20 protein-coding genes are annotated in these 20,605 nt (G+C 64.6%); 10 read left to right on the forward strand and 10 right to left on the reverse strand.

Going from position 1 to position 20,605, the window contains the following annotated elements; genetic code table 11:
* Positions 1-144 precede the first annotated feature (144 nt).
* Both CH295_RS16050 and CH295_RS16055 read left to right on the forward strand, forming a co-directional pair.
* Entirely contained in the window at positions 145-498 is a 354-nt protein-coding gene (locus CH295_RS16050) for a DUF1801 domain-containing protein (protein ID WP_094741272.1), read from the forward strand.
* A gap of 172 nt (positions 499-670) precedes the next feature.
* Complete coding sequence (locus CH295_RS16055) at positions 671-1,288, forward strand: class I SAM-dependent methyltransferase (RefSeq protein ID WP_094741273.1); 618 nt, start codon at positions 671-673, stop codon at positions 1,286-1,288.
* A 25-nt stretch (positions 1,289-1,313) separates the two neighbouring features.
* Here CH295_RS16055 and CH295_RS16060 read toward each other — a convergent pair whose 3' ends face one another.
* The 5 genes from CH295_RS16060 to CH295_RS16085 form a co-directional block, all read right to left on the reverse strand.
* A complete protein-coding gene (locus CH295_RS16060; protein ID WP_094741274.1) occupies positions 1,314-2,321 on the reverse strand; it encodes a polysaccharide pyruvyl transferase family protein in 1,008 nt (335 codons plus the stop codon).
* A complete protein-coding gene (locus CH295_RS16065; RefSeq protein ID WP_094741275.1) occupies positions 2,318-3,220 on the reverse strand; it encodes a glycosyltransferase family 2 protein in 903 nt (300 codons plus the stop codon). The genes CH295_RS16060 and CH295_RS16065 overlap by 4 nt, the downstream gene beginning before the upstream one ends.
* Positions 3,221-3,287: 67 nt before the next feature.
* Entirely contained in the window at positions 3,288-4,460 is a 1,173-nt protein-coding gene (locus CH295_RS16070) for a winged helix DNA-binding domain-containing protein (protein WP_094741276.1), read from the reverse strand.
* Positions 4,461-4,464: 4 nt separating this feature from the next.
* Positions 4,465-5,232: a metallophosphoesterase family protein gene (locus CH295_RS16075; protein ID WP_094741277.1), complete on the reverse strand. Its 768-nt coding sequence runs from the start codon at positions 5,230-5,232 to the stop codon at positions 4,465-4,467.
* A gap of 266 nt (positions 5,233-5,498) precedes the next feature.
* Complete coding sequence (locus CH295_RS16085; RefSeq protein WP_094741279.1) at positions 5,499-6,872, reverse strand: FAD-binding oxidoreductase; 1,374 nt, start codon at positions 6,870-6,872, stop codon at positions 5,499-5,501.
* A 70-nt stretch (positions 6,873-6,942) separates the two neighbouring features.
* Here CH295_RS16085 and CH295_RS16090 point away from each other — a divergent pair, with 70 nt between their 5' ends.
* Both CH295_RS16090 and CH295_RS16095 read left to right on the forward strand, forming a co-directional pair.
* On the forward strand, positions 6,943-8,691 hold the full coding sequence (locus CH295_RS16090) for a helix-turn-helix domain-containing protein (protein ID WP_094741280.1): 1,749 nt from the start codon (positions 6,943-6,945) through the stop codon (positions 8,689-8,691).
* Between the two features lie 37 nt (positions 8,692-8,728).
* A complete protein-coding gene (locus CH295_RS16095) occupies positions 8,729-9,268 on the forward strand; it encodes a hypothetical protein (protein ID WP_094741281.1) in 540 nt (179 codons plus the stop codon).
* A 6-nt stretch (positions 9,269-9,274) separates the two neighbouring features.
* Here the strand turns inward: CH295_RS16095 and CH295_RS16100 are convergent, their stop codons facing one another.
* Positions 9,275-10,234, reverse strand: a complete 960-nt coding sequence (locus CH295_RS16100; RefSeq protein ID WP_037191454.1) for an SDR family NAD(P)-dependent oxidoreductase — start codon at positions 10,232-10,234, stop codon at positions 9,275-9,277.
* A gap of 71 nt (positions 10,235-10,305) precedes the next feature.
* On the opposite strand from CH295_RS16100, the gene CH295_RS16105 reads away from it, so the two are divergent.
* The 4 genes from CH295_RS16105 (at position 10,306) to CH295_RS16120 (ending at position 14,108) form a co-directional block, all read left to right on the forward strand.
* Complete coding sequence (locus tag CH295_RS16105; protein ID WP_094741282.1) at positions 10,306-12,219, forward strand: alpha-amylase family protein; 1,914 nt, start codon at positions 10,306-10,308, stop codon at positions 12,217-12,219.
* 74 nt (positions 12,220-12,293) lie between these two features.
* On the forward strand, positions 12,294-13,250 hold the full coding sequence (locus CH295_RS16110; protein WP_037191458.1) for an alpha/beta hydrolase: 957 nt from the start codon (positions 12,294-12,296) through the stop codon (positions 13,248-13,250).
* 17 nt (positions 13,251-13,267) lie between these two features.
* Positions 13,268-13,627 carry a VOC family protein gene (locus CH295_RS16115; RefSeq protein WP_037191459.1) on the forward strand — a complete coding sequence of 120 codons (360 nt, stop codon included), beginning with the start codon at positions 13,268-13,270 and terminating at the stop codon, positions 13,625-13,627.
* Positions 13,628-13,637: 10 nt separating this feature from the next.
* The gene (locus CH295_RS16120) at positions 13,638-14,108 is read left to right on the forward strand and encodes an SRPBCC family protein (protein ID WP_094741283.1); all 471 of its coding nucleotides are present in this window, start codon (positions 13,638-13,640) and stop codon (positions 14,106-14,108) included.
* Here the strand turns inward: CH295_RS16120 and CH295_RS16125 are convergent.
* Together CH295_RS16125 and CH295_RS16130 are read right to left on the reverse strand one after the other, a co-directional pair.
* Positions 14,074-14,955, reverse strand: coding sequence for an alpha/beta hydrolase family protein (locus CH295_RS16125; protein WP_094741284.1), 882 nt, complete (start codon positions 14,953-14,955; stop codon positions 14,074-14,076). The genes CH295_RS16120 and CH295_RS16125 overlap by 35 nt on opposite strands.
* 75 nt (positions 14,956-15,030) lie before the next feature.
* Positions 15,031-16,398 (reverse strand): WS/DGAT domain-containing protein, encoded by a 1,368-nt coding sequence (locus CH295_RS16130; RefSeq protein ID WP_094741285.1) that lies wholly within the window; start codon positions 16,396-16,398, stop codon positions 15,031-15,033.
* A gap of 193 nt (positions 16,399-16,591) precedes the next feature.
* Between CH295_RS16130 and CH295_RS16135 the strand changes: the two genes are divergently transcribed.
* On the forward strand, positions 16,592-17,944 hold the full coding sequence (locus CH295_RS16135; RefSeq protein ID WP_141217037.1) for a sialidase family protein: 1,353 nt from the start codon (positions 16,592-16,594) through the stop codon (positions 17,942-17,944).
* 57 nt (positions 17,945-18,001) lie between these two features.
* Here the strand turns inward: CH295_RS16135 and CH295_RS16140 are convergent, their stop codons facing one another.
* Together CH295_RS16140 and CH295_RS16145 are read right to left on the reverse strand one after the other, a co-directional pair.
* Positions 18,002-18,823: a hypothetical protein gene (locus CH295_RS16140; protein WP_037191464.1), complete on the reverse strand. Its 822-nt coding sequence runs from the start codon at positions 18,821-18,823 to the stop codon at positions 18,002-18,004.
* A gap of 133 nt (positions 18,824-18,956) precedes the next feature.
* Complete coding sequence (locus CH295_RS16145; RefSeq protein WP_037191665.1) at positions 18,957-19,535, reverse strand: TerD family protein; 579 nt, start codon at positions 19,533-19,535, stop codon at positions 18,957-18,959.
* Between the two features lie 226 nt (positions 19,536-19,761).
* Here CH295_RS16145 and CH295_RS16150 point away from each other — a divergent pair, with 226 nt between their 5' ends.
* Positions 19,762-20,511 carry a DUF1906 domain-containing protein gene (locus CH295_RS16150; RefSeq protein WP_094741286.1) on the forward strand — a complete coding sequence of 250 codons (750 nt, stop codon included), beginning with the start codon at positions 19,762-19,764 and terminating at the stop codon, positions 20,509-20,511.
* Positions 20,512-20,605: the final 94 nt, after the last annotated feature.

Consider the following 20,605-nt stretch of genomic DNA (forward strand, 5'->3'; position numbering starts at 1 on the left):
ACCGACTGCGCTTCCACGTGGCAACCACGTGAAACATCGAGGAGAGGCCTGACCAGCTCAGGACATGTCCGGATGGGGTGCGGCGCAGTAATGCGCCATCTTCATTCCGCCGATGCCCGACATCGGTTGACGAAAGGACATGACATGTCGTCGAAGGACGAAAAGAACCTGACTCAGGTGATCGAAAAGATCTCGAAGATGGACGAACCGCGGCGTTCGGTCATGCAGCGTGTGCACGACATCATCGTGTCCGCGGCCCCCACATTGAAGCCGCGAATCTGGTACGGAATGCCCGCCTACGCGAAGTCGGCGAGCACGCCGGGACTTGTGACGCTGCGCAACGACGATCGATTGAATCTGGCCATCACAGAGAAGGCGGCATTCCGTGCTGCCGGTGGCGCGGACGGGCAGTTGATGCCTGCGGCGTGGTATTTCGAGACTGTGGACGACGCTACGGCGCAGCGTATCGCCGAGATTGTTCGTTCTGTCGTCTACTGAGCGAGCACGCTCGGTAGACCGAGGGTCCCGGCGGGACAACGAGGCTCACGGGACCCTCGCCATGACGGAAGATCCAACAGGTTCGTGGTGGCGTGTTCTGCGAGTGGGCGTCGTCGTCTGCGCCGGCCACCGATGCTGACTACGCTCCGAATCAGACGATAGGAGAACGTAGATGGGTCTGCAGGAACTCGAAGCGTTGGTACACCAGACAGCCACTGCTGGGGAACCTTTCGAGCGTGGAGCCGATGAGGCGGAGCAGGCATACTTGTCTTCGCTTGCGGCACGGCCGAGTACCAAGCTGATCTGTGAGGTCGGGTTCAATGCCGGCTTCTCGAGTTGGGCGTTCCTCGACGCATCGCCCGATACGACCGTCGTGTCCTTCGACCTGGCCGCCTACGCCTACAGCGACGCCGCGAAAGCCCATATCGACGAACACTTTCCGGGCCGCCACACCTTGATTCAGGGTGACTCGCACACCACCATCGCGGCCTATGCGCAGGAGCATCCGGACATGCGGTTCGACGTCATCTTCATCGACGGTGACCACTCGGTGGAGGGTGCTCGCGCAGACCTCGACGATCTACGTGCGCTCGCTACCGCAGAATCGGTCGTGATCATGGACGACATCACCCCGTGGCTCTGGTTCGGCGAAGGCCCCACTCAGGCGTGGCAGGAAGCGATCGACACGGGTCGGATTCTGCACACGCAGTACTTCCGCGACGGAGAACCTGTCGACGCGGTGACACCTCCGGCCGCTCGCGCCTGGGCCGAGGGCCGCTACCCCTTCTGAAGCTCCGCGTGGTGTCGACCAGCGTTCATCTACGACTATCGGACACAGCCTGCCGAACCAACTCGGCGGCCTCGTCGGTGGTCGATGCGAAGTGGACGTTGTCGAAGCGGTGCAGGTAGGCGTCGTAGATGCCGGATACCTTCTTGTTCGCGTTGTCCATCGCCACGACCCGCTTGCCCATCATTGCGGCCAGCACGGCAGCGTGCAGTCGATCGGTGAGGACAACGGGCGCAAGGTTCAGGATGCGTTGGGCCACACGAAGGTTGAGCTTCGCTGTCTGCTCGTACGAGCGAAGAAGAGCGGGGTAGAGCAGCCGATTCGCCCTGGGGAAATGTTGCGCGATCAGAGTCGGCAGCATCACCGCCGTCGAGATCGCCAGATCCGTTCCGCGCAGGCCCCAATCGTATTGCACGGACGACGCGTCGATCTTCACCGATTCGTGGCCGAGGCTTTCCGAATCGGCGCGCAGGAGCTTCACGACGTCCACTGCAGAGCCTTCGGCGCTTCGAGCGACGTCGGCACCGAAAGCCATGTCCGGACAGTATTCGACGCGGTTGCCCGGGAAATGGGCGAGCGCCAATTCGTACGAACGCCTTTCACGCAGCATGAGGGTCAGATCCGGGTGCTCCGCGTACAGCGCCGCGGTCCTCGTAAGGGCGTCGGTGTCGGCAAAGTCGATGCTCTGGGGAAGGCAGACGATCTTGTTCCGAGGAAACCGCGCAACGATCGACTCACGAAATTTCTGGTCGATCGGCCAGCGGTCACCGAAATTCCCCCCGCCTTGCAGAAACAGGGTCCCGTCACCGATTCGTTCTTCGAGAAGAGCATCGTTGTGGGTGAACGGATCCGACACGTAGTCGACGTGTACGTTCAGCCGCTTCAAGTACTCGACCTCACCGGCGTAGATGAGTGAGTCACCGGCATTGTAATGATTCGGAAAGTCCAAGTGAGCCACACGATCTCCCGGTGCCGCGTGAGGCCGCAGGACTGCGAGAGTCTCCTCGCGGATCGCATCGATGGTCTCGCGTGTCATCGGAGGCTCGGTCGCTGTCGTCGGCCGAGCGTCGTCACTCGAATCCGCAGTGCGCCGTAGTGGATCCCGATGTAGTGAGCCCACAAACCGACGGGCATCGGTCTCAGTATCTTCGGTAACCACGGATTACGAACTGTCGCAAGATAAAGGATCGACACCGCATGTACGGGGATCCTCACGAACGACGACGGATGCGGGCAGCCCGATGCACGGTGCTTCGTCGACAGTAGGTACGACGTGTGTCCGTAGGCGCGGCCTTGCACGAACGATCGGCGGACAGTCGTTCTGATACGGTAAGCGACCAACGCATCGGCGGCATGTCCGAGCGTCAATCCCGCTTGCTGAATCCTCCACGAATAGTCGACGTCCTCGGCACCGCCGATGAGGTTTTCGTCGAAGTCTCCGACCTTCTCGAAAACCTCCCGCCACATCGCGAAGTTGCTGCCCGGTGCGTACGGCAGGTAGGCAGTGGGGAACAGAGCGCCGGGCGGCGGGACATTTCGCCATGCCGCCACGTCCCCCGTATTGAGGGATTCGATCTCGAGCGCGCCGCCCACCGCGTCGACACTGTCGAGTGCGCGCACCATTGCAGTCAGCCACGTCGGATGAGCGACGTCGTCGTGGTCGACGACGGCAACGATGTCACCGCGTGCGGCTTTCACTCCGACGTTTCTGGCGTACGAGACTCCACGCTTGGCGGAGGCGTCGACCCTACGAATCGACAGAGGCAGAGAGAGTTCTTCGAGGTGTGCGCGCAGGCCGTCGGTCGAGCCGTTGTCGCTGACAATGAGCTCGACATCGCCCGTGTAGTCCTGTCCGGCGATGGCTTCGAGCTGCTCATCCAGATCGGGCAAACCGTTGTACACGGGGAGGACGATGGAAACCAGACTGATCGGCACGGTCTGACCCTACCGCGAATTCGGGCGCCGTTCGGTCGCATGCCCCCGCTGCCCAGGCAGATATCGGCTACGTCTTCCCACGCAGTTCTTTCTCCAGCGGTGTCGGGAAGGATGGGACCACCGGGGTGCCGTCGAGCAGAATAGTGAGTCGTTCTGCCTCGGCTGCAACGGCTTTCGACACCGTCGATCCGACGCCCTCCAGGAACTCGGTCACCACCTCTCCGGAACCGGTCACCGCCCAACCGCCGACGATGCGACCCCCGGACCAGATGGTCGGGCCGATGTTGCCGAAGGTGTCGAACAGCGGTGCCTTGTGTTCGCCGAGATACCAGGCGCGGTGCTTCCATCCCATCGGCGTGGGATCGAGCGCAGGTAGCAGCATGACGCTCGTGCCGGAAGGCTTCTCGAAAACAGTGCTGGACAACATGATTCCATCACCTTCGGTCAGTTCGACGGCCACGGTGTCCAGGCCCGAGACCGCCCCACGAGTCTGCGTCTTGTTCCAGCCCGTCCACCACTGCAGATCGTCGAGGGTCGCAGGTCCGAATACCTCGAGCCACCGTCGAGCAAGGTCCGTTCTGGCCTCGGTCTCGTCGAGTTCGGGAATCCCGTCCGGCCACCAGTGATCGATCGGTGCCCACGCGTGCCGTCGGGATGTCCACGCGCCCCGCGGTTCCACGCGCACCAATTTTCCCTCGGCGGCCATCATCACCAGCACCTCGGAGGTGACGTACCGCTTGACGTCGTACACCTTGTCGGTGGTCGGTAGCAGCGCTGTCTTGAGGCCTGCAACTGCAGAGGACAGTTCTGCACCGGTGGCAGTTCCCATCGATCGCAACGCCGAGTCGGTCTCGGCTTCGGTTGCGGAGAGCCAAGATTCGACGTCGTCGATCACCGGCTCGGTGGGCAGTGTGGAGACCTGCTTGATCAGGCGCGCCCGCATGGTGCGCGCAACCCCGAGGCTCGCCGCAGCGTGAATCATCGGAACGTCGTCGTGAGCGACGACGAACATCGTGCGCCGCATCGCCATCAACCGCACCAGGCTCCGGCGCTCGTACATCGCATCACGAACATCCGAGAGTCCCAGTGTTCGAGCGCGGGCGAGCGCCGACAGATACACCGTCGCCGGATCGGTGGCATGCAACGCGAGGAGTGACGACACCACCGCTTCGGTGGTCGATGCACGGGCGAAGTGCTGCGCGACGAGCCGGTGTCGGCGCTGAGCGTCGGTGATCTTCACGCGATCAGTGTGACGGCATTTGTGGCGCAGGGCCGACAAATCCGGTGAGAAGAGCGTCGGCGATGTCGCTCATCCCGTGCGCGCGGGCATCGGCGGCTGCACCGACGTGGTCGTACTCGACCAGCTCGAACGAGACTGTCCAGCTGCCACGGCCGTGATCGTCGAGTACCGCGTAGCGCGCATGCGGAGAGCCGGATTCCATGACGTGCGGGTGGGGCTGATCGTCGTCGTACGCGGGCACGCCGACGCTCCCCGGATTGACCACGAGTGTGCCGCTGGGGAGAGTCCATTGTCGCTGCAGGTGGGTATGGCCGCAGGCTATGACAGCTCTGTCGGTGAAACCTGCTGCTCTGTCGAGAATTTCGGCTTCGGTTGCCTCGCGAGAGCCGTCGGGGTCCACCGAGTGCAGAAAATACTGCTGATCATCGGTGGGCGTTCCGTGCACTGCGAGGATTCCGCAATCCAGCTCGAGTGAGAACGGCAGCGAGGCCAGCCACTGTCGATGCTCGTCGTCGAGTCGATCATGGGCGTGCCGATCCCAACTGTCCATGGAATCGGGAGCCTGCTCGAGCAGATAGCGGTCGTGGTTGCCTGCGATCGTTGGCATGTCCAAGGCCATGAGTCGATCCGCAGTTCGACGCGGATGCAGGCCGCCGGAGAGCAGATCGCCGAGATTGATCACCGAGTCGACGTGATGGCGTTCGATGTCCTCGAGCACGGCGTCGAGCGCCGCGATGTTGCCGTGAATGTCGGCTATCAGAGCTACTCGCACGACCACAGAATCGCAGCGTGGGCAGTCGACTGCAACACTGCGGCCCGTGGCAAGTGCTGGAGACTTCACCCTCAGGCTTCCGTCTTCGGTGGGTGGTTTCTCCGTAGACCGTCGCTCGGGTCGTCCATAACGTGGTGGCTGACCGAGCCGTGGCTGGCCATAGGCGTCGTGGTTGCGGTTCTTGTGCTGGTCAACGGACTGCCTAGCCTGCTGGTGACCGTGCTGCACAACGGCAATCTGCGATCACAACCACAGGGCTGAAACCGTTACGGCGCGAACACCTTGCCGGGGTTCAGGATTCCGTGCGGGTCGAGCGCCTTCTTCACCGCGCGGTGCATGTCCAACACCACCGGATCGAGTTCTTGCGTGAGGCCGTCCATCTTGAGCAGCCCGACTCCGTGCTCGCCGGTGACGGTGCCACCGAGTTCCAGTGCAGCGTCGATGATCTCGGCGAAGGCAGCCTGGGCCCGCTCGCGAGCCGGAAGGTCGTCGTGTGGAGTGATGAGCAACGGGTGCAGGTTTCCGTCGCCTGCGTGGGCGATGTTGGCGATCGTCGTCTCGTAGCGCAGGCCGATCTGCTCGATGCGTGAGAGCATCTCGGGCACATGTTTCTTCGGCACGCAGACGTCCTCGGTCAATACCGGCCCCAGGCGCTCCATCGCCGGATACGCCAACCGCCGGGCCGCGAACAGCGCGTCGGCCTCCTCCTGATCGGTCGAGACCGCAGACCACGTGGCCCCGGCCTCGTCGAAGCACGAGAGCATCTTCTCGGCTTCCTGGTCTCCGATGAGTCCTGGATCGTCGATCCGCCCGAGCAGCACCACATTCGCCTCCACCGACAGTCCCATGTTCTTCCAGGCATCGACGGCGATGAGGCACTGCTTGTCGATCAGCTCCAACGCGGAGGGAGTCAATCCGGCGGCGGCCACCGCGGCGACGGCACGTCCGGCGTCGACGATCGAATCGAAGTAGCCGGCAACGGTCCGCTGCGGATCCTGGAGCGGGCGCAGCTTGAGTGTCACCTCGGTGATGATGCCGAGAGTGCCCTCCGATCCGACCATCAGACCTGCAAGATCGTATCCGGCCACGCCTTTGGCGGTTTTGCGTCCGAGCCTCACCAGCTCTCCGGTTCCGGTGACCACCTGCATGCCCATGACGTAATCACGGGTGACGCCGTACTTCACGCAGCACAGTCCACCGGCGTTGGTGGCGACGTTGCCACCGATGGTCGACCACGGTGCGCTGGCCGGATCCGGTGGGTACCAGAGACCCTGTTCGGCGACCGCTGCCCGCAAGTGGTCGTTGACCACCCCTGGTTCTACGACGGCGTAGCGCTCGAGCGGGTCGATCTCCTTGATCGCGTCCATGCCGTCGAGAGCGAGGACGACGCATCCCTCGGTGGCGTTCGCGCCGCCGGACAGTCCGGTGCCCGCCCCGCGAGTGACGACGGGTGCGCCGTGAGCGAGGCATGCACGGACGACACTCTGAACTTCCTCGGCGGTGCGGGGGCGCACGACGGCAACAGGCATCGCAAACGGGGCCCATTCCGCCTCGTCGTGCTGGTACGACGTGATGACGTCGGGATCGGCAACGACGCGGTCCGCGGGGAGAGAGTCCGACAACTGTTCGACGAGCGACATGACTCGACTCTAGCTGTGACCTGCATCTCGGCCAATGTAGGTTTTCTCTATGTCGCCTGCGAAGTCATGGATGGAACTGCTGCTCGACGACGCGTCCGTCGACGAGTTGGAAGCCCATCGCCGGGACCTTCCCGGTGCCGAGGCGCATGCGGCACTACGGCTGCGCACCCTGCTCGATCAACGCAAACAGCGCAGCACCGAGCTGTCGGCGCTCAACGACATCGCGGTGCGTCTGACGACGGTGCGAGACAACCGGATTCTGTTGCAGGAAGTGGTGGACCAGGCGCGCAGACTGCTCGGCGTGGATCTGGCCTACATGGGTTCGGTCTACGGGGACGAGTTCGTCATCGAGGTCACCAGTGGTGCACTGACACCGAAGCTCGTGGGCATCAGGCTCGCGCAGGACGAGGGTCTCGTCGGCCTCATCGTGCGCGGAGCCTCGCCGTCGTGGACCCCCGACTACCAGAGCGAACCGGCGTTTCGGCATATCACCGGGGCAGACAGCGCGGCGCGGTCGGAGAACATGCGCGGCTTGCTGGGCGTACCGCTGCGGGTGGGCGACCGGGTGATCGGCGCATTGTTCGCGTGCAAGCGGCAGGAGCGTGACTTCGCAGACAGTGAGATCGCTCTGCTGTCGGCACTGGCCGCACACGCGGCCATCGCCATCGAGAACGTGCGGGCGATCGACAAGCTCGAAAAACTCAACGCCGAATTATCCCTTCGCACCGCTGAATTGGAGCAGACCCTGCAGTGGGACCGCACGTTGACTCAGGTCGTCCTCCGCGGAGGCGGTGTGCGGAGTCTGGTTCGGGAGGTGGCGACGGCCACCGGACGCCCGGCGCACTTCCTGGCCGACGGCGCGTCGGTACCGGCTGCGTTGGAAGGCCGGTCCGTCCAGGTCGAAGCCATGGTCGAACGGTGCAGAGCAGGCGCGGACACTGCCGTCGACGGAGACATGACAGCTCGTCGGGTGGTGGCAGCCGGCAACTTTCTGGGGGTGTTGATCTCCGTCGGACGCGACGGCAATCAGACTCACTTACTTCTCGATCGAGCTGTACCGGCCATCGCACTGTCGCTCGCAGAGGAGCGTGCGGCAGCAGAATCCGCACGCCGGGCACAGGATGCATTCTTGCTCGACCTACTCCTCCATCCCACCTCGTCACCGGATGACGAACGCAGGCAGTTCCACCGTGCCGGACTGGCGCCGGACGTGACGTACTGCGTCGCGGTTGCGCAGGGAGACGCGTCGAGACCTGAGTTGGAGTCCATCGCACTGCCGCCGGGTTCTGTTGTGGCAGAGCAAGGATCGAGGGTTCTGCTGGTGGTTCCTGCCCGAGAGTCGGCTGCTGTACGCCGTATGCTCGTCACCCGTGCGACCGTGGGAATCTCCGAGCCCGCACGAGGTGCCGACGCTCTGGCGACGGCGTTCCGAGAAGCGCAACAAACAGTGGACGTACTGACGACTCTCGGCAGGGATGGCGACGTGTCCTCGGCACGCGGCCTGGGGATCTATCGAATCCTACTGAGCCACATGGCCCGTGAGCATTTGGACGAACTCACCGAGGACAAGCTCGGGCCGCTGCTCGCCGAGCAGAACAAGCGCGGGGTGCCGCTGATGGAGACGTTGTCGACGTATCTGGCTCACGGCCGCCACCATTCGGCTACCGCGTCGAGCTTGGGGGTGCACGTCAACACGCTCTACCAACGGCTCGAAGCCATCGACCGGCTTATCGGTACGCAGTGGCGTGACCCGGACGATGCTCTCGATCTCCAGGTGCTCATGCGCCTGCGACGATCGGCCGACCTGCTGGGTCTGTGATCCGAGCGAATCGGTGCTCGTCGGATAGCGTCGGGGGATGGCAGTCGACTTCTCGTGGTCTCAATTTCTGTGGATAGTCTTCGTTTTCGTCGGTGTGCCGTCGACACTCTGGGCTCTCTTGCTGTGGGCCAAGTTCTCGAGACGCCGAGAGACTGCGGGGACCGGCCCGCTGGGCTTGTGGGCCACCGGATCGATAGCTGTCGCATCGGGTTTCGCTGCGTGTGCAGGCTGGTTGAGCTGGTCTGCCGATCAACGGGGCGAGTTCCGTGGACCTGGGCTCCCTGCCCCGAACGCGTTCCCGTCATGGCAGGTGGCCGCGTGCGGTGCGACGGTGGTGTTGTTGTGCCTGCTGGCGGCGCATCTGTCACGATGGCCGAAGACCGGCGGGCACGTCGCTGCGTTGGGCACGACGGCGGGGTTCTCGACGGCGTTCTGCATCGAAGCGAGCACCGATGCCACCGGGCAGTCGGGTGTGGGTGTCATTCTGTGCATGATCGGCTGGGGAACCAGCTTGACCCTGCTGGTGCTCGTTCGGAACGCGGTAGGTGGGCTGAAGCGGCCGACAGCCGATCGGTGAATCGAGTCAGAGCTCGACGCCCGTTGCTTCGACCACGCTCGCCCACAGTGCATCTCGCACGCGAGGTGAATCTCCACGCCACGACGGGTAGTGCGTCGGACGCGGGGCCCGGTCGTGCCAGAACGTACCGGTACTGGTCAATGCCTGGTCGGATGCGACGAGCCAGACGATGGTGTCGGCCCCGTCGTGCGCGCTGCGAAGAATCGGCTTCATCACCGAACCGAACAGTGGCATCGACCCGGTGACCCCGGGAGTGGCCGCCCAGCCGGGGTGCATGCTGTGCACCACCGGATCGTCTTCGAGCGAAAAGCGTTCGGCCAGTTGCTCTGTCACGACCACCTGCATACGTTTGGTCCTGGCGTATGCCGTCATACCGGAGTATCTGCCGTTCTCGAACTCGAAGTCGGCCGACTGCAACGGCACCGGGTACATGCCGCCGCTCGAGACGAACACGACCCGCGATCCGGCGTCGAACAGCTCGCGCAGTCCCACCGTCAGCGCGACCGGTCCGAGAACATGGGTGGCGAAAGCGGATTCGTGCCCCTGCGCGGACAGCTGCCGCTCGTCCGGCATCACCCCGGCGCAATGCACGAGCGCGTGCACCGACGTGAGTTCGGACGCCAGCGCCGCGGCCAAGGCGGCCACCGAGTCGAGGTTGCTGATATCGCACTCACGCACCACCAGGGAGGCGTCGGGAACCTCGGCTCGGATGGCGGCGGCCGCGGACTCCAGCCGATCGGCAGACCTGCCGACCAGGTGCACCCGTGCCCCGAGCCGCGCAAGTTCCTTCGCAGTGGCAGCTCCCAGACCGGACGACGCACCGGTCACCACCATGTCGATGGGGGAGGGGAACGGCGTCGGATCCGCGGCCCAGAATCGTCGCCGCACCGTGGCGCCGATGCGGGAGTATCCGGGAACGACTGCTCGGTCGAGGATCGTGTCCAGCGTGCGGGTCAGCAATGACATGCCGCTCTGATACCCCGCGGTAACCGGATGTATGCGCGTCCGCACGCCGGGGTCGATGCCAGAATGAGTGCATGGTTCACCCCGCCGTCTCCGACGTCACCCGCGAGATCCTCGCCGAACTTCCCGCACACCGACGCGAGACGTTCGAGTTGCGTCTCGAGCAGTGGTTTCCCGATCTGCACGACGCGGTCACGGCCGTCTACCCCGATCCCGACGCCGTGGCGGCGACCCTGGTGGAGATCGCTGCGCGCGCCTACGCCGCCCGCCCGGAGGATCTGCACCGGCTCGATCAGCGCCGTTTGCTCGAACCGGACTGGTTTCAGCAGCCGGACATGTTCGGCTACGCCTGTTACGTCGACCGGTACGGACAGACGCTGCGCGGGGTGGGCGAACGGCTCGACCATCTGACCGATCTGGGTGTCACCTACCTGCACCTGATGCCGCTGCTGCAACCGCGGCCCGGCGACAACGACGGCGGATACGCGGTGATGGACTACCGAGCGGTGCGCGAGGATCTCGGTACCAACGAGGACCTGCGGGCGCTCGCGGAGACACTACGTGGACGCGGCATCAGTCTTGTGGTCGACCTGGTACTCAATCACGTTGCTCGCGAACACGAATGGGCCGAGAAGGCGCGCTCGGGTGATCCGAAGTACCGAGACTACTTCCTGATCTATCCCCATCGCACCACCCCGGACTCGTACGAGCGCACTCTCCCCGAGGTGTTTCCCGACTTCGCGCCCGGCAGCTTCACGTTCGACGACACACTCGGCGAGTGGGTGTGGACGACGTTCAACGAATGGCAGTGGGATCTGAACTGGGCCAATCCCGCTGTGCTGCAGGAGTTCGCGAGCATCGTGCTGCACCTGGCCAATCTCGGGGTCGAAGTGCTTCGCCTCGATGCGATCGCATTTCTGTGGAAACGGCTCGGTACCAACTGCCAGAACCAACCCGAGGTGCATGCGGTCACCCAGGCCCTGCGCGCCACCGCTCGACTCGCTGCTCCGGCCACGTTGTTCAAGGCCGAGGCGATCGTCGGACCCCGCGATCTGCTGCCGTACCTGGGTCAGGGGCGGCATACCGGACGGGTCTCGGACATCGCGTACCACAACTCGCTGATGGTGCAGGTGTGGTCGATGTTGGCAACGGGCAGTACAGCTTTGGCGCGTCACGCGTTGGCATCTTTGCCCCCGACACCGCCGAGCGGCACCTGGGTGACATACGTTCGCTGTCACGACGACATCGGCTGGGCCATCGACGACGGCGACGCGGCGTCTCTCGGACTCTCGGGCGCAGGGCATCGCCACTTCTTGGCCGACTGGTATTCCGGGGAATTCGACGGCTCGTGGGTCGAAGGCCTGGTGTTCCAGTACAACCCGGACACCGGCGACCGCCGGATCAGCGGAACCGCGGCAGCACTGACCGGTCTCGGCCCGTCCCGCTTGGATCCCGACGGCGGATTCGGGCGAATCTTCCTGGCGCACGCCATCATTGCCGGATGGGGCGGAATTCCGGTGGTGTGGAGCGGCGACGAGCTCGGCTCCCCGGGAGATCCGAACTGGGCCCAGGAACCAGCTCATGCCGAGGACAACCGGTGGGTGCACCGGCCGCGGGTGACCGACGCCGATCGCGCCGGCCGATTCCAGCAGGGGAGCGACGCGCAACGAGTGTTCGACGGCATCGCGCGGATTGCGAAGGTACGCGCCGGACTGCCGATGTTGCACGCCGAGGCGCCGGTGGACGTGCAGAGCGAGTCGGACGACGGTCTGCTCGTGGTGCGCAGGCGGCATCCCAGCGGCACTCTCGTCGCGCTCTACAACGTCACGGCCGAACACCGGTCGTTCCCGCACGCGCAGCTGATCGAACTCGGAATTCCGGCCCCGGTCGAGGTTCTCTCGCAGCACGATCTGCAGGTCGACGACACCGGCTCGGTGTGGTTGCCGCCGTACGCGGCGTGGTGGATCGTCGACAACCCGCTGCGCTAGAAGAGGCGATGCCGTGACCGGGCTGTTACCCTCCCCGAGACGGTCGGCCGGATACGAACAAGGGGACAATCTCGATGCTGCATGCTCGGATACGAAGTCTGGTGCTCGCTGTGGTGGCGGTGTTGGTCGCCACGATGGCAACGGTGCTGATGGGGACCGGTGTGGCGAAGGCCGACTCCGAGCTCGTCTACGTCTACTCGCCGTCGATGGACAAGAACATCCCCGTCAAGGTGCTCAAAGCTGCAGGCGGCGGCCCCGCACCCACTCTGTACCTGCTCGACGGCCTGCGTGCGCCCGAGAACGACAACGGCTGGCTCATCGAGACCGACGTCGAGAGCTTCTTCGCCGACAAGCACGTCAACGTGGCCATCCCGTTCGGCGGCGGCGGCACGTTCTACTCCGACTGGCAGCGCGACGACCCCAAGCTCGGACGGGTGAAGTGGGAAACGTTCCTCACCCAGGAGCTGCCTCCGTTCATGGCCGATCGGTTCGGCAGCGACAACGTCAACAACGCGGTGGCCGGACTGTCGATGAGCGGAACCTCGGCTCTGAACCTGGCCGCCCACCACCCCGACTTCTACAAGGCCGTCGCATCGTTCAGCGGTTACCCGACGGCCAGTAGCCCCGGGTTCGCGCAGGGCATCGCGGTCGCCGTCGGCGAGATGGGCGGCAACGCTCGCAACATGTGGGGTACCTGGCCGTCCGCGGACTGGATCCGCAACGATCCGTCCCTCAACGTCGGTGCGTTGCGCAACACGGCAGTCTTCGTCTCCTCGGGGAGCGGCTCACCGGCCACGGACCCTGTGTTCAATCCGGCCAGTAGCAGCTTCGACCCCGTCAAGTTCGCACAGATGGTGCCGCTCGAGACTGCAGCGGGAATGAGCAGTCGGGCATTCGTCCCCCTCCTCCAGGCAGTGGGCGGGCGTCCCAACGTCAAGATCACCGGCACCGGTGTGCACTGGTGGAACCACTGGGAGCAGCACCTGCACGAGGCGTGGTTCGAGACAATCGCTCCTGCTGTCGGCGGCTGACAGCTACTCTGTCCGCCATGACGCCACCGCGGATCACCGTCGACTACACGGTGCTCGATTGCCCGGATCCCGCTGCACTCGGCCGGTTCTACAGCACCATCCTCGGATGGGAGCCCGTCCGCGACGACGGGGACTGGGTGGTGGTGCACGGCCCGGGCGAACTGCGGCTCGCCTTTCAGAAGGCACCGGACTTCACCCCCATCGACTGGCCGAGCGAGGGCATCAAGATTCACCTCGACCTGGTGGTGGACGACATGGAACAGGCCAGGGACTTCGTCGTCGACGCCGGGGCCGAACTCATCGACCACGCGCAGCCCTCGTTCTGGGTGTATCGCGATCCCGCGGGGCACATCTTCTGCCTGTGCAAAAGAGAATGAAGGAACCGTCATGGTCAGCGAAGCCCACCCGGTACTCGTCGAGCGATCGGCCCTCGTCCGGGCGGACACCGCCACCGTGCACGCTCTGATCGACAACTTTCACCACTGGCAGCAGTGGTCGCCCTACGAGGGACTCGACCCTGGTTTGCAGCGCACCTACACCGGCCCCGACGCCGGAGTGGGTGCGTCGTACACGTGGTCGGGTAACCGCAAGGCCGGCGCGGGGACGATGACCATCACCGAATCGATTCCCGAACGAATCGTGCTCGACCTCGCGTTCACCAAGCCGCTGAAGAACCGGAACGTCACGGCGTTCCTGCTCGAGCCCGTCGCCGACGGAACCCGGGTGACCTGGCGCATGTCGGGAAAGCAGAACAAGCTGTTCGCACTGATCGGAAAAGTATTCTCTATGGACAAGCTCGTCGGGCCGGATTTCGAGAAGGGGCTCAGGCAGCTCGCGGCTGTGGCCGAGAAGGCCTGAGCATCTCCTCGCGTCGATCCGCTTGCTCGCCCAACCACCGGGCGAGAACCTGACATCCGGTCGAGTCGTCCTCGTACGGTTCGCGCGCGTATGCGATGTGCCTGCCGCCGCCGGGATTGGCCCATTCGAATCGGTGCCAGCGCAACGACTGCGGTAGATACCCGGCCACTTCGGCGGCTGCGGTGCGGAGGCGTCGAACATCCTTCGCCCACTGCGAGGGCCGAAGGCGGGTTCGGGTCGCGTTCTGGAAGCTATTGCTGCGCAGTAAAATCCACAGTTCACGCAACCAGATCTTCGGGGTCCGAAACGACATCCATCGGGTGAGGTCCGCGATGTCACGGATCAGGCTGTCGTCGCTGGCGTTGCAGATCATGTCGGACTTCAGACCGATCCACTTCACCGGAATCGACTCGGGCAGAGCCGGACCCGCACCGGCGACGCCACGTCCGGTGCATCCGTCGACGGCACCGACCGGCTGCTGAGGATCCGATATCAGACCAGCGGCAACGATGCGGCTGCCGTCGATCGTTCCGTCGTGCACCAGACCGAGCACCTCGCGGACGACGGTCGCTCCCTGGGAGTACCCGATCAGGGCGATCGGTCCGCTGGTGCCCTCGACGGCGCGGCGCAGGCGTCTGACGCCGATGTCTGCGCTGTGTCGAAAGCACAGCCCGCCGAATGCGACCGGACCGTACGACGCCGGATAGCCGACCCACCGGCCGACGAAGCGGTCGTCGAGCTCGCCCACGACGCAGGCCAGCAGGCCCGTCACCCGCGTCCGGTGGTCGGACGGATGTGATTCTCCGGTACCTCCGACGGCGAGTACGGTGACCTTCTCCTGGCTCATGGCTGTCAGTCTGGTGGGCGAACCTGAGCCGGACGCCCGACAAATACTGAGAACTGTCTGGCAGTTCGGTCCGGGTCAGGCCAGAGCAGTGCGTACGTCGTCGAGGGCGTCGCGGAGGAGTGCCTCGTACAGATCCGGGTCGGGTACGGCCGCGCTGTTGGACGTGATGCCGACGGTGACGGTATCGCCGATGCCGTGAACTCCGTGGGTCAGGCTCATGGCAGGGGACAGAGCTGGGAAACCTGCGGTGAATCGGACGGAGCCGCCGCCGAACGTGAGGTCTGCGGCACCGCGCGAGACACTGGACACGACGGTGTTCCCGGTGACCGCCGGAGGGGCAGCGGTCGGATCGAACTGCGCGACGCCCCATTCGGCGAGAAAAGCCGGCACGTGGGCTTCGACGTCGTCCTGTGATGCGCGGGCTGCCTGCGACAGCGGATGATCCGCGCGAACTCGGCGCGCGGCCAGATCGGCGGCGACGAGTCGGCTGCGAGTACGGATGTCCGGTTCGGCGGGAAACAGTCCGACGCCGACGTTTCCGAAATTGTTTCGCGCGTCGGCCCGCGCATCCCTGGCGACGGTGACCTCGGCGGCCAGATCCGCTGGATCGTCGAGAAAGCGTTGGAGCGCAACAGACAGTGCGGTCAGCACGAACGTGGTGACGGTGGTACCGACGGACTGCAGGTCGGCCTTGCGGAGCACGATGGTCCGCACGGACGTCCGTCCGGTGGGGGCGACGTCGAGCGCGGTCAGAGGGCGCGAATGTGTGGGCGGCGGAATCTCACCCGAGTCGGTGCCTCGTTCGAGGCTCAGCGCGTCGCGTCGGGCACGGACGCCGCCGCGAACCATCTGTGCCAGTCGCAGCGGAAGAGCCGCAGCGGCAACCATCGAGGAAGCCAGCTCTGATACCGGAGGGAGTTCTTCCGGGGCCGAAGCCGGTGGGAGTGGATGCGTGCCGAACAGGTCACGGGCAGTGCGAGCGGCCAATGTCCCGTCGGCCGCCGCGTGCGAAAGCTGTAGCACGGCAACGAGGGCCGTGCCGCCGGGAGCGTCGGCGATGTTCGGATACAGGTGTAGGCGCCACACCGAAACTCGGGGGTCGACCTGACGCTCGAACGAGGCTGCGATCGCATCGAGGCACTCCGACCAGGTGATCGTCGTCCGGTGGACGGAGATCGTGTCGGACCGCGGACCCGCCTCGGTCCAGCGCGGGTAGTCGAGGCCGCATGCCACGTCGGTGATGCGTCGACGCAGGACCTCCATGCGGCTGCTGCGCTCGTACAGTCGTGCCACCTCGGCGTCGACGTTCGCGGACCCGCTGTCGAAGCAATACAGCAGAAACTGGTCGCTCGGAATCTTCGACGCCATCCAGTACGCGCGAGCATCGGCCGGATGCAGGCGCGTCGATCCGGGGCGTCGGTGGTCGGCTCGAGCGCGGGGCACGCGTCGAGCCTATGCGGCCCACTACGAATCGAGATTTTCCATACTGACCGGTCCTGTTCTGTGAAGTGTCACCAGGACGGGCCGAGGACTTCTTCGATTGCCTGGAGGTCTACCGGCGGCATCGACGCTAGCCTGATCCAATGCATCGACCAGCACTGTGGGCGCAACGCTGCGGCACCTCATGGCGGGTGTCGTGACGCCCAGAGTTGCGTCGGGCTATCGGGCGGGACTGCGTTCCTCGACCAACGCCGCTGCATCGGCCGACTTCGTCACCGACATCTCCTACACCGAGTACGGCTCCGCGGCCTGCACCCTCGGGGTCGCCGCGGACAACACCGTCTTCGTCGCGCCCGCGTACACCGTCGACGGTGTCGGTGTACTGCGCTCCTCCGACTTCGGAAAGTCATGGCGTGCATCGGTTCCCGAGGGTGTGCAACAGAGTCGCAATCGTCCGTATCTGTACTTCGACGACGTCGACGAGCGACTGTTCCTGCACGCCGGCCGTTTCGACGCGGTGCCGCCCCATCCGCTGAGAACGGGCTTCACCCTCGGAGTCAGTGACGATCGGGGCGAAACCTGGCGCACGCGAAAAGTGGCATCGAAAGCCAGGGCGGACGCCAAAGTATTTGCTGGACCGAGTATTTCACGGGAGGGAAGGGTTACGTACCTCTCTGCGCCGACGCCGTTCGCAGTGCGGGTGCGGCCACTGATCAACGTCACCCGTCAGGTCATCTGGCGGTCCTTCGACGGCGGTGTGAAGTGGGAGGTGGCCGGTGGTTTCGACATCGACTCGAAGAACATCCCCGGGTTACCGAGCCGGGAGTACGTTGCCTTCGGTAAGGGCGTCGTCGGTCCGGACGGCACGGTCTACATCGGTGGCCGCTACGGTCGACGGTTCGCGGTGGCGGTCAGTCGCGACGAGGGCCTGACGTGGGACGTTCGGATGGTTCCGGGGTCGGCGTTGGCGAAGTACCACAACGCTGTGCATTTTCTGCTGCTCGGTTCGCGTTACCTGCTGCCGGAGTCAATGGCCGTCGACGACGACGGAAACGTGTACGCGGTGTGGCCGGACCGCGACGGATTGCTGCATGCCGCCTGGTCCTCGGACGGTGCGGTCAGCTGGTCGAGGCCGGTGGTGGTATCGGCACCAGGAGTGCGCGACGCTCGCTTCGGTGCGATCACCGCCACCGGGTCCGGGCGGGTGGGTATCGCGTACTACGGACGTGAGAAGGGTCGTGCGTTCCACGGCTTCATCGCGCAGTGCCGCGACTTCCGTACCGGCGGCCCGGTGTTCGTCGGTGGAAAGTACAACGAACCCGATGCACCGTTGTTTCCGTACGGGTTCTGCAGTGTCGTACCGGGTTTCGGGTTGGGGCGCTCGCTCAACGAGATCGTTCGCGTGCATTTCGCCCCCAACGGTGACCTCGTGACCGGCGCCGCGATGCAGATGCGGGGAAGAAACAGGCAACGCCCCTGGGCGGCGCGATCGGAACACACCGAGATGCAGGCGGTCCTGGGACGGCTGGGCCGAGTCGTCAGAGCGTAAAGGCCGAAAGGCCCTGCAGCAGTGCGCTGCAGGGCCTTTCGTGGTCTTGCGTAACCCCTAGGCGACGTTGATCATGCCGACGGTGGGGAAGAAGAAGCAGCTCTTGTCCGAACCGTCGAGGGCCTTGTGGTTCACGGTGCCGAACACCGCGGCGAGAACGGTTCCCGATCCGGTCTCGACGGGTACGGCGCGGGCACCGGCGGCAGGCAGCGAGTCGATCGCGCCGATGACGAACGGCCGAACGATGTCCTTCGCGGCGTCGGGCACGCCGGAATTGGTGAGGATCGAATCAGCGAGAGTGGTTGCCAAGCCGCCGAAGTCGGCGAATCCGCCCTGCAGGGTGTTGACGTTGAACCAGGCGACCTGCATCCCGGTCTTGTTCTCGGAATCGTTCACGATTCCGGCCGGGACGAATGCGAACATCGTTTCGCCCTTGTCGACTGCATTGAGCTCGGGAATCTCGATGGACGGCAGGAACGGCAACGTGGGGATGGCCGGCGCGGTCAGCTGCGGCCAGGGTCCTGCCGCTCCGCCCGCGACACCGGGAACGATGCCGAGGGGCGAGCTCGCCGTTGCGGAGCAGTTGATCGCTGCGGTGGGGTAGAAGAACGGCGTGATGCCGAAGTCGGTGAGGGCTTTGTTGGCTGCGTTCAGTGCGGCGAACGGATCGACGTTCGCATCCTCGGCGACCGGGGTGCGTGAGTCGGCGATCGCGGTCGCGGCGTCGAGCGAGGCACCGCCCTGTCCCTGCAGTGCGGCGATTGCCTGCGCCAGCGGATCGGCCGGTGCCGGATCCGCTGCCGCGGTGGCGGGAACAGCGAGCAATGCCGCGCAGGAGAGCGCGAGCGCGCCCGCCAAGCGGCCGAGGCGACGAGACATGTGTGACTCCTGTGACTGATGTGGCTTATGTTGCGGTTGCGCTGATATCACCACACATCATCTCGACGTCACAAGCTCAGCCGGAATCCGTTGTCCAATCGAGACGGTGCATTCGAGCCAGTTCGCGGAGAACTCAGCCCACGTCGATCCCGAAGTCGCGCACGATTCCCTCCAGGCCCGATGCATAGCCCTGGCCGATGGCGCGGAACTTCCATTCGGCCCCGCGCCGGTACAGCTCGCCGAACACCATGGCCGTTTCGGTGGAGGCGTCTTCACTGAGGTCGAAGCGGGCGAGTTCGCGCCCGTCGGACTTGTCCACCACGCGGATGAAGGCGTTGACGACCTGACCGAAGTTCTGGCCCAGGGCGTCGGCGTTGTGAATGGACACCGGGAAGACGATGGAGTCGACGTCCGGGGTCAGGGCCACCAGGTCGACATCGATGCTCTCGTCGTCGCCCTCGCCCTCGCCGGTCCGGTTGTCGCCGGTGTGCTCGATGGCACCGTCGGGGGAGCGCAGGTTGTTGTAGAAGACAAAATAGCTGTCGCTCAGTGCCTTCTTCGTGGTGCGAAGTCCGATGGCGCTGGCGTCGAGATCGAAGTCGCCGCCGGTGGTGGCGCGGACATCCCAGCCCAGTCCCACACTGACGGCGGTCAGATTCGGTGCTTCTTTGGTCAGCGAGACATTTCCACCCTTGGCAAGCGTTACGCCCATGTCCATCCACTCCTCAGCGCGTTCGTCCGTGCATCGTCCTCTCCACCATATTCATGTTCGTGATGTCGATGCTCGAGGTGCTCGTGTGAAGCCGGAGGAAAACGTGATGGGTGTGAGCAGTGTGGCTGGCGGTACCGATGGGATTGTGGTGGGATACGACAAACGATGGAAGCTAGCAGTGGTTGTGCGATTTCTCGGGTAGGCGCGCCGCGGCGATCGAACGACAATGGAGATTTCTGTGCAGGTTTCGCGACGTGAACTGTTCAAGTACGCCGCCGCGGGGTCCGCGGCTGCCGTCGGATTGGTTGCGCTGGGCACGGCGACCGCGCACGCCGACGCCGGACTCGGCACACTCGTCGACTATTCGGGTGGGGTGCCGTCTGCCTCGGCGATCAAGCAGGCCGGTCACCTCGGGGCTGTCCGATACGTCTCCGATCGGCGGCCGGACGCGAACTGGATGATCGGCAAGCCGATGCGTAAGTCCGAAGCGGACTCGCTGACCTCCGCCGGGCTGGAGGTGGTCTCGAACTACCAGTTCGGCAAGGGCGCGACGTCGGATTGGCGTGGTGGGTACGCAGCGGGCGTGAAGCATGCCACGCGTGGCCTCGAACTCCACACGGCTGCAGGCGGTCCGGCTGACCGTCCGATCTACGCGTCCATCGACGACAACCCCACCGCAGTGGAGTTCGCAACCTTGATCGCGCCGTACATCCTGGGCTGGCAGTCGGTGATCGGAGCCGAGAACACGGGGATCTACGCCAATTCACCGACCATCGAATTGGCCTCGGTCGCCGGACTCGGCCAGTGGTATTGGCAGCACAATTGGGGAACACCCAAGGGTTTCGTTCATCCCGACGCGCACATTCATCAGATCCGAATCGACAAGGATTTCGTGGGCGGCGTCAAAGTCGACATCAACAATATTCTCAAAGCCGATTACGGGCAGTGGTCGAAATCTGCCACCAACTTTCTCTGAAATACCATCGATGTAATTCATTCGGACAATCTCTGAATGCAGTGCGACATTCGGTGTCTGCCGCTCGCGCACATTCTTTCCGAATTGCCCTGTA

Origin of the sequence: Rhodococcus sp. 14-2483-1-2 (assembly GCF_002259405.1) — a bacterium.
Classification (GTDB): domain Bacteria; phylum Actinomycetota; class Actinomycetes; order Mycobacteriales; family Mycobacteriaceae; genus Rhodococcoides.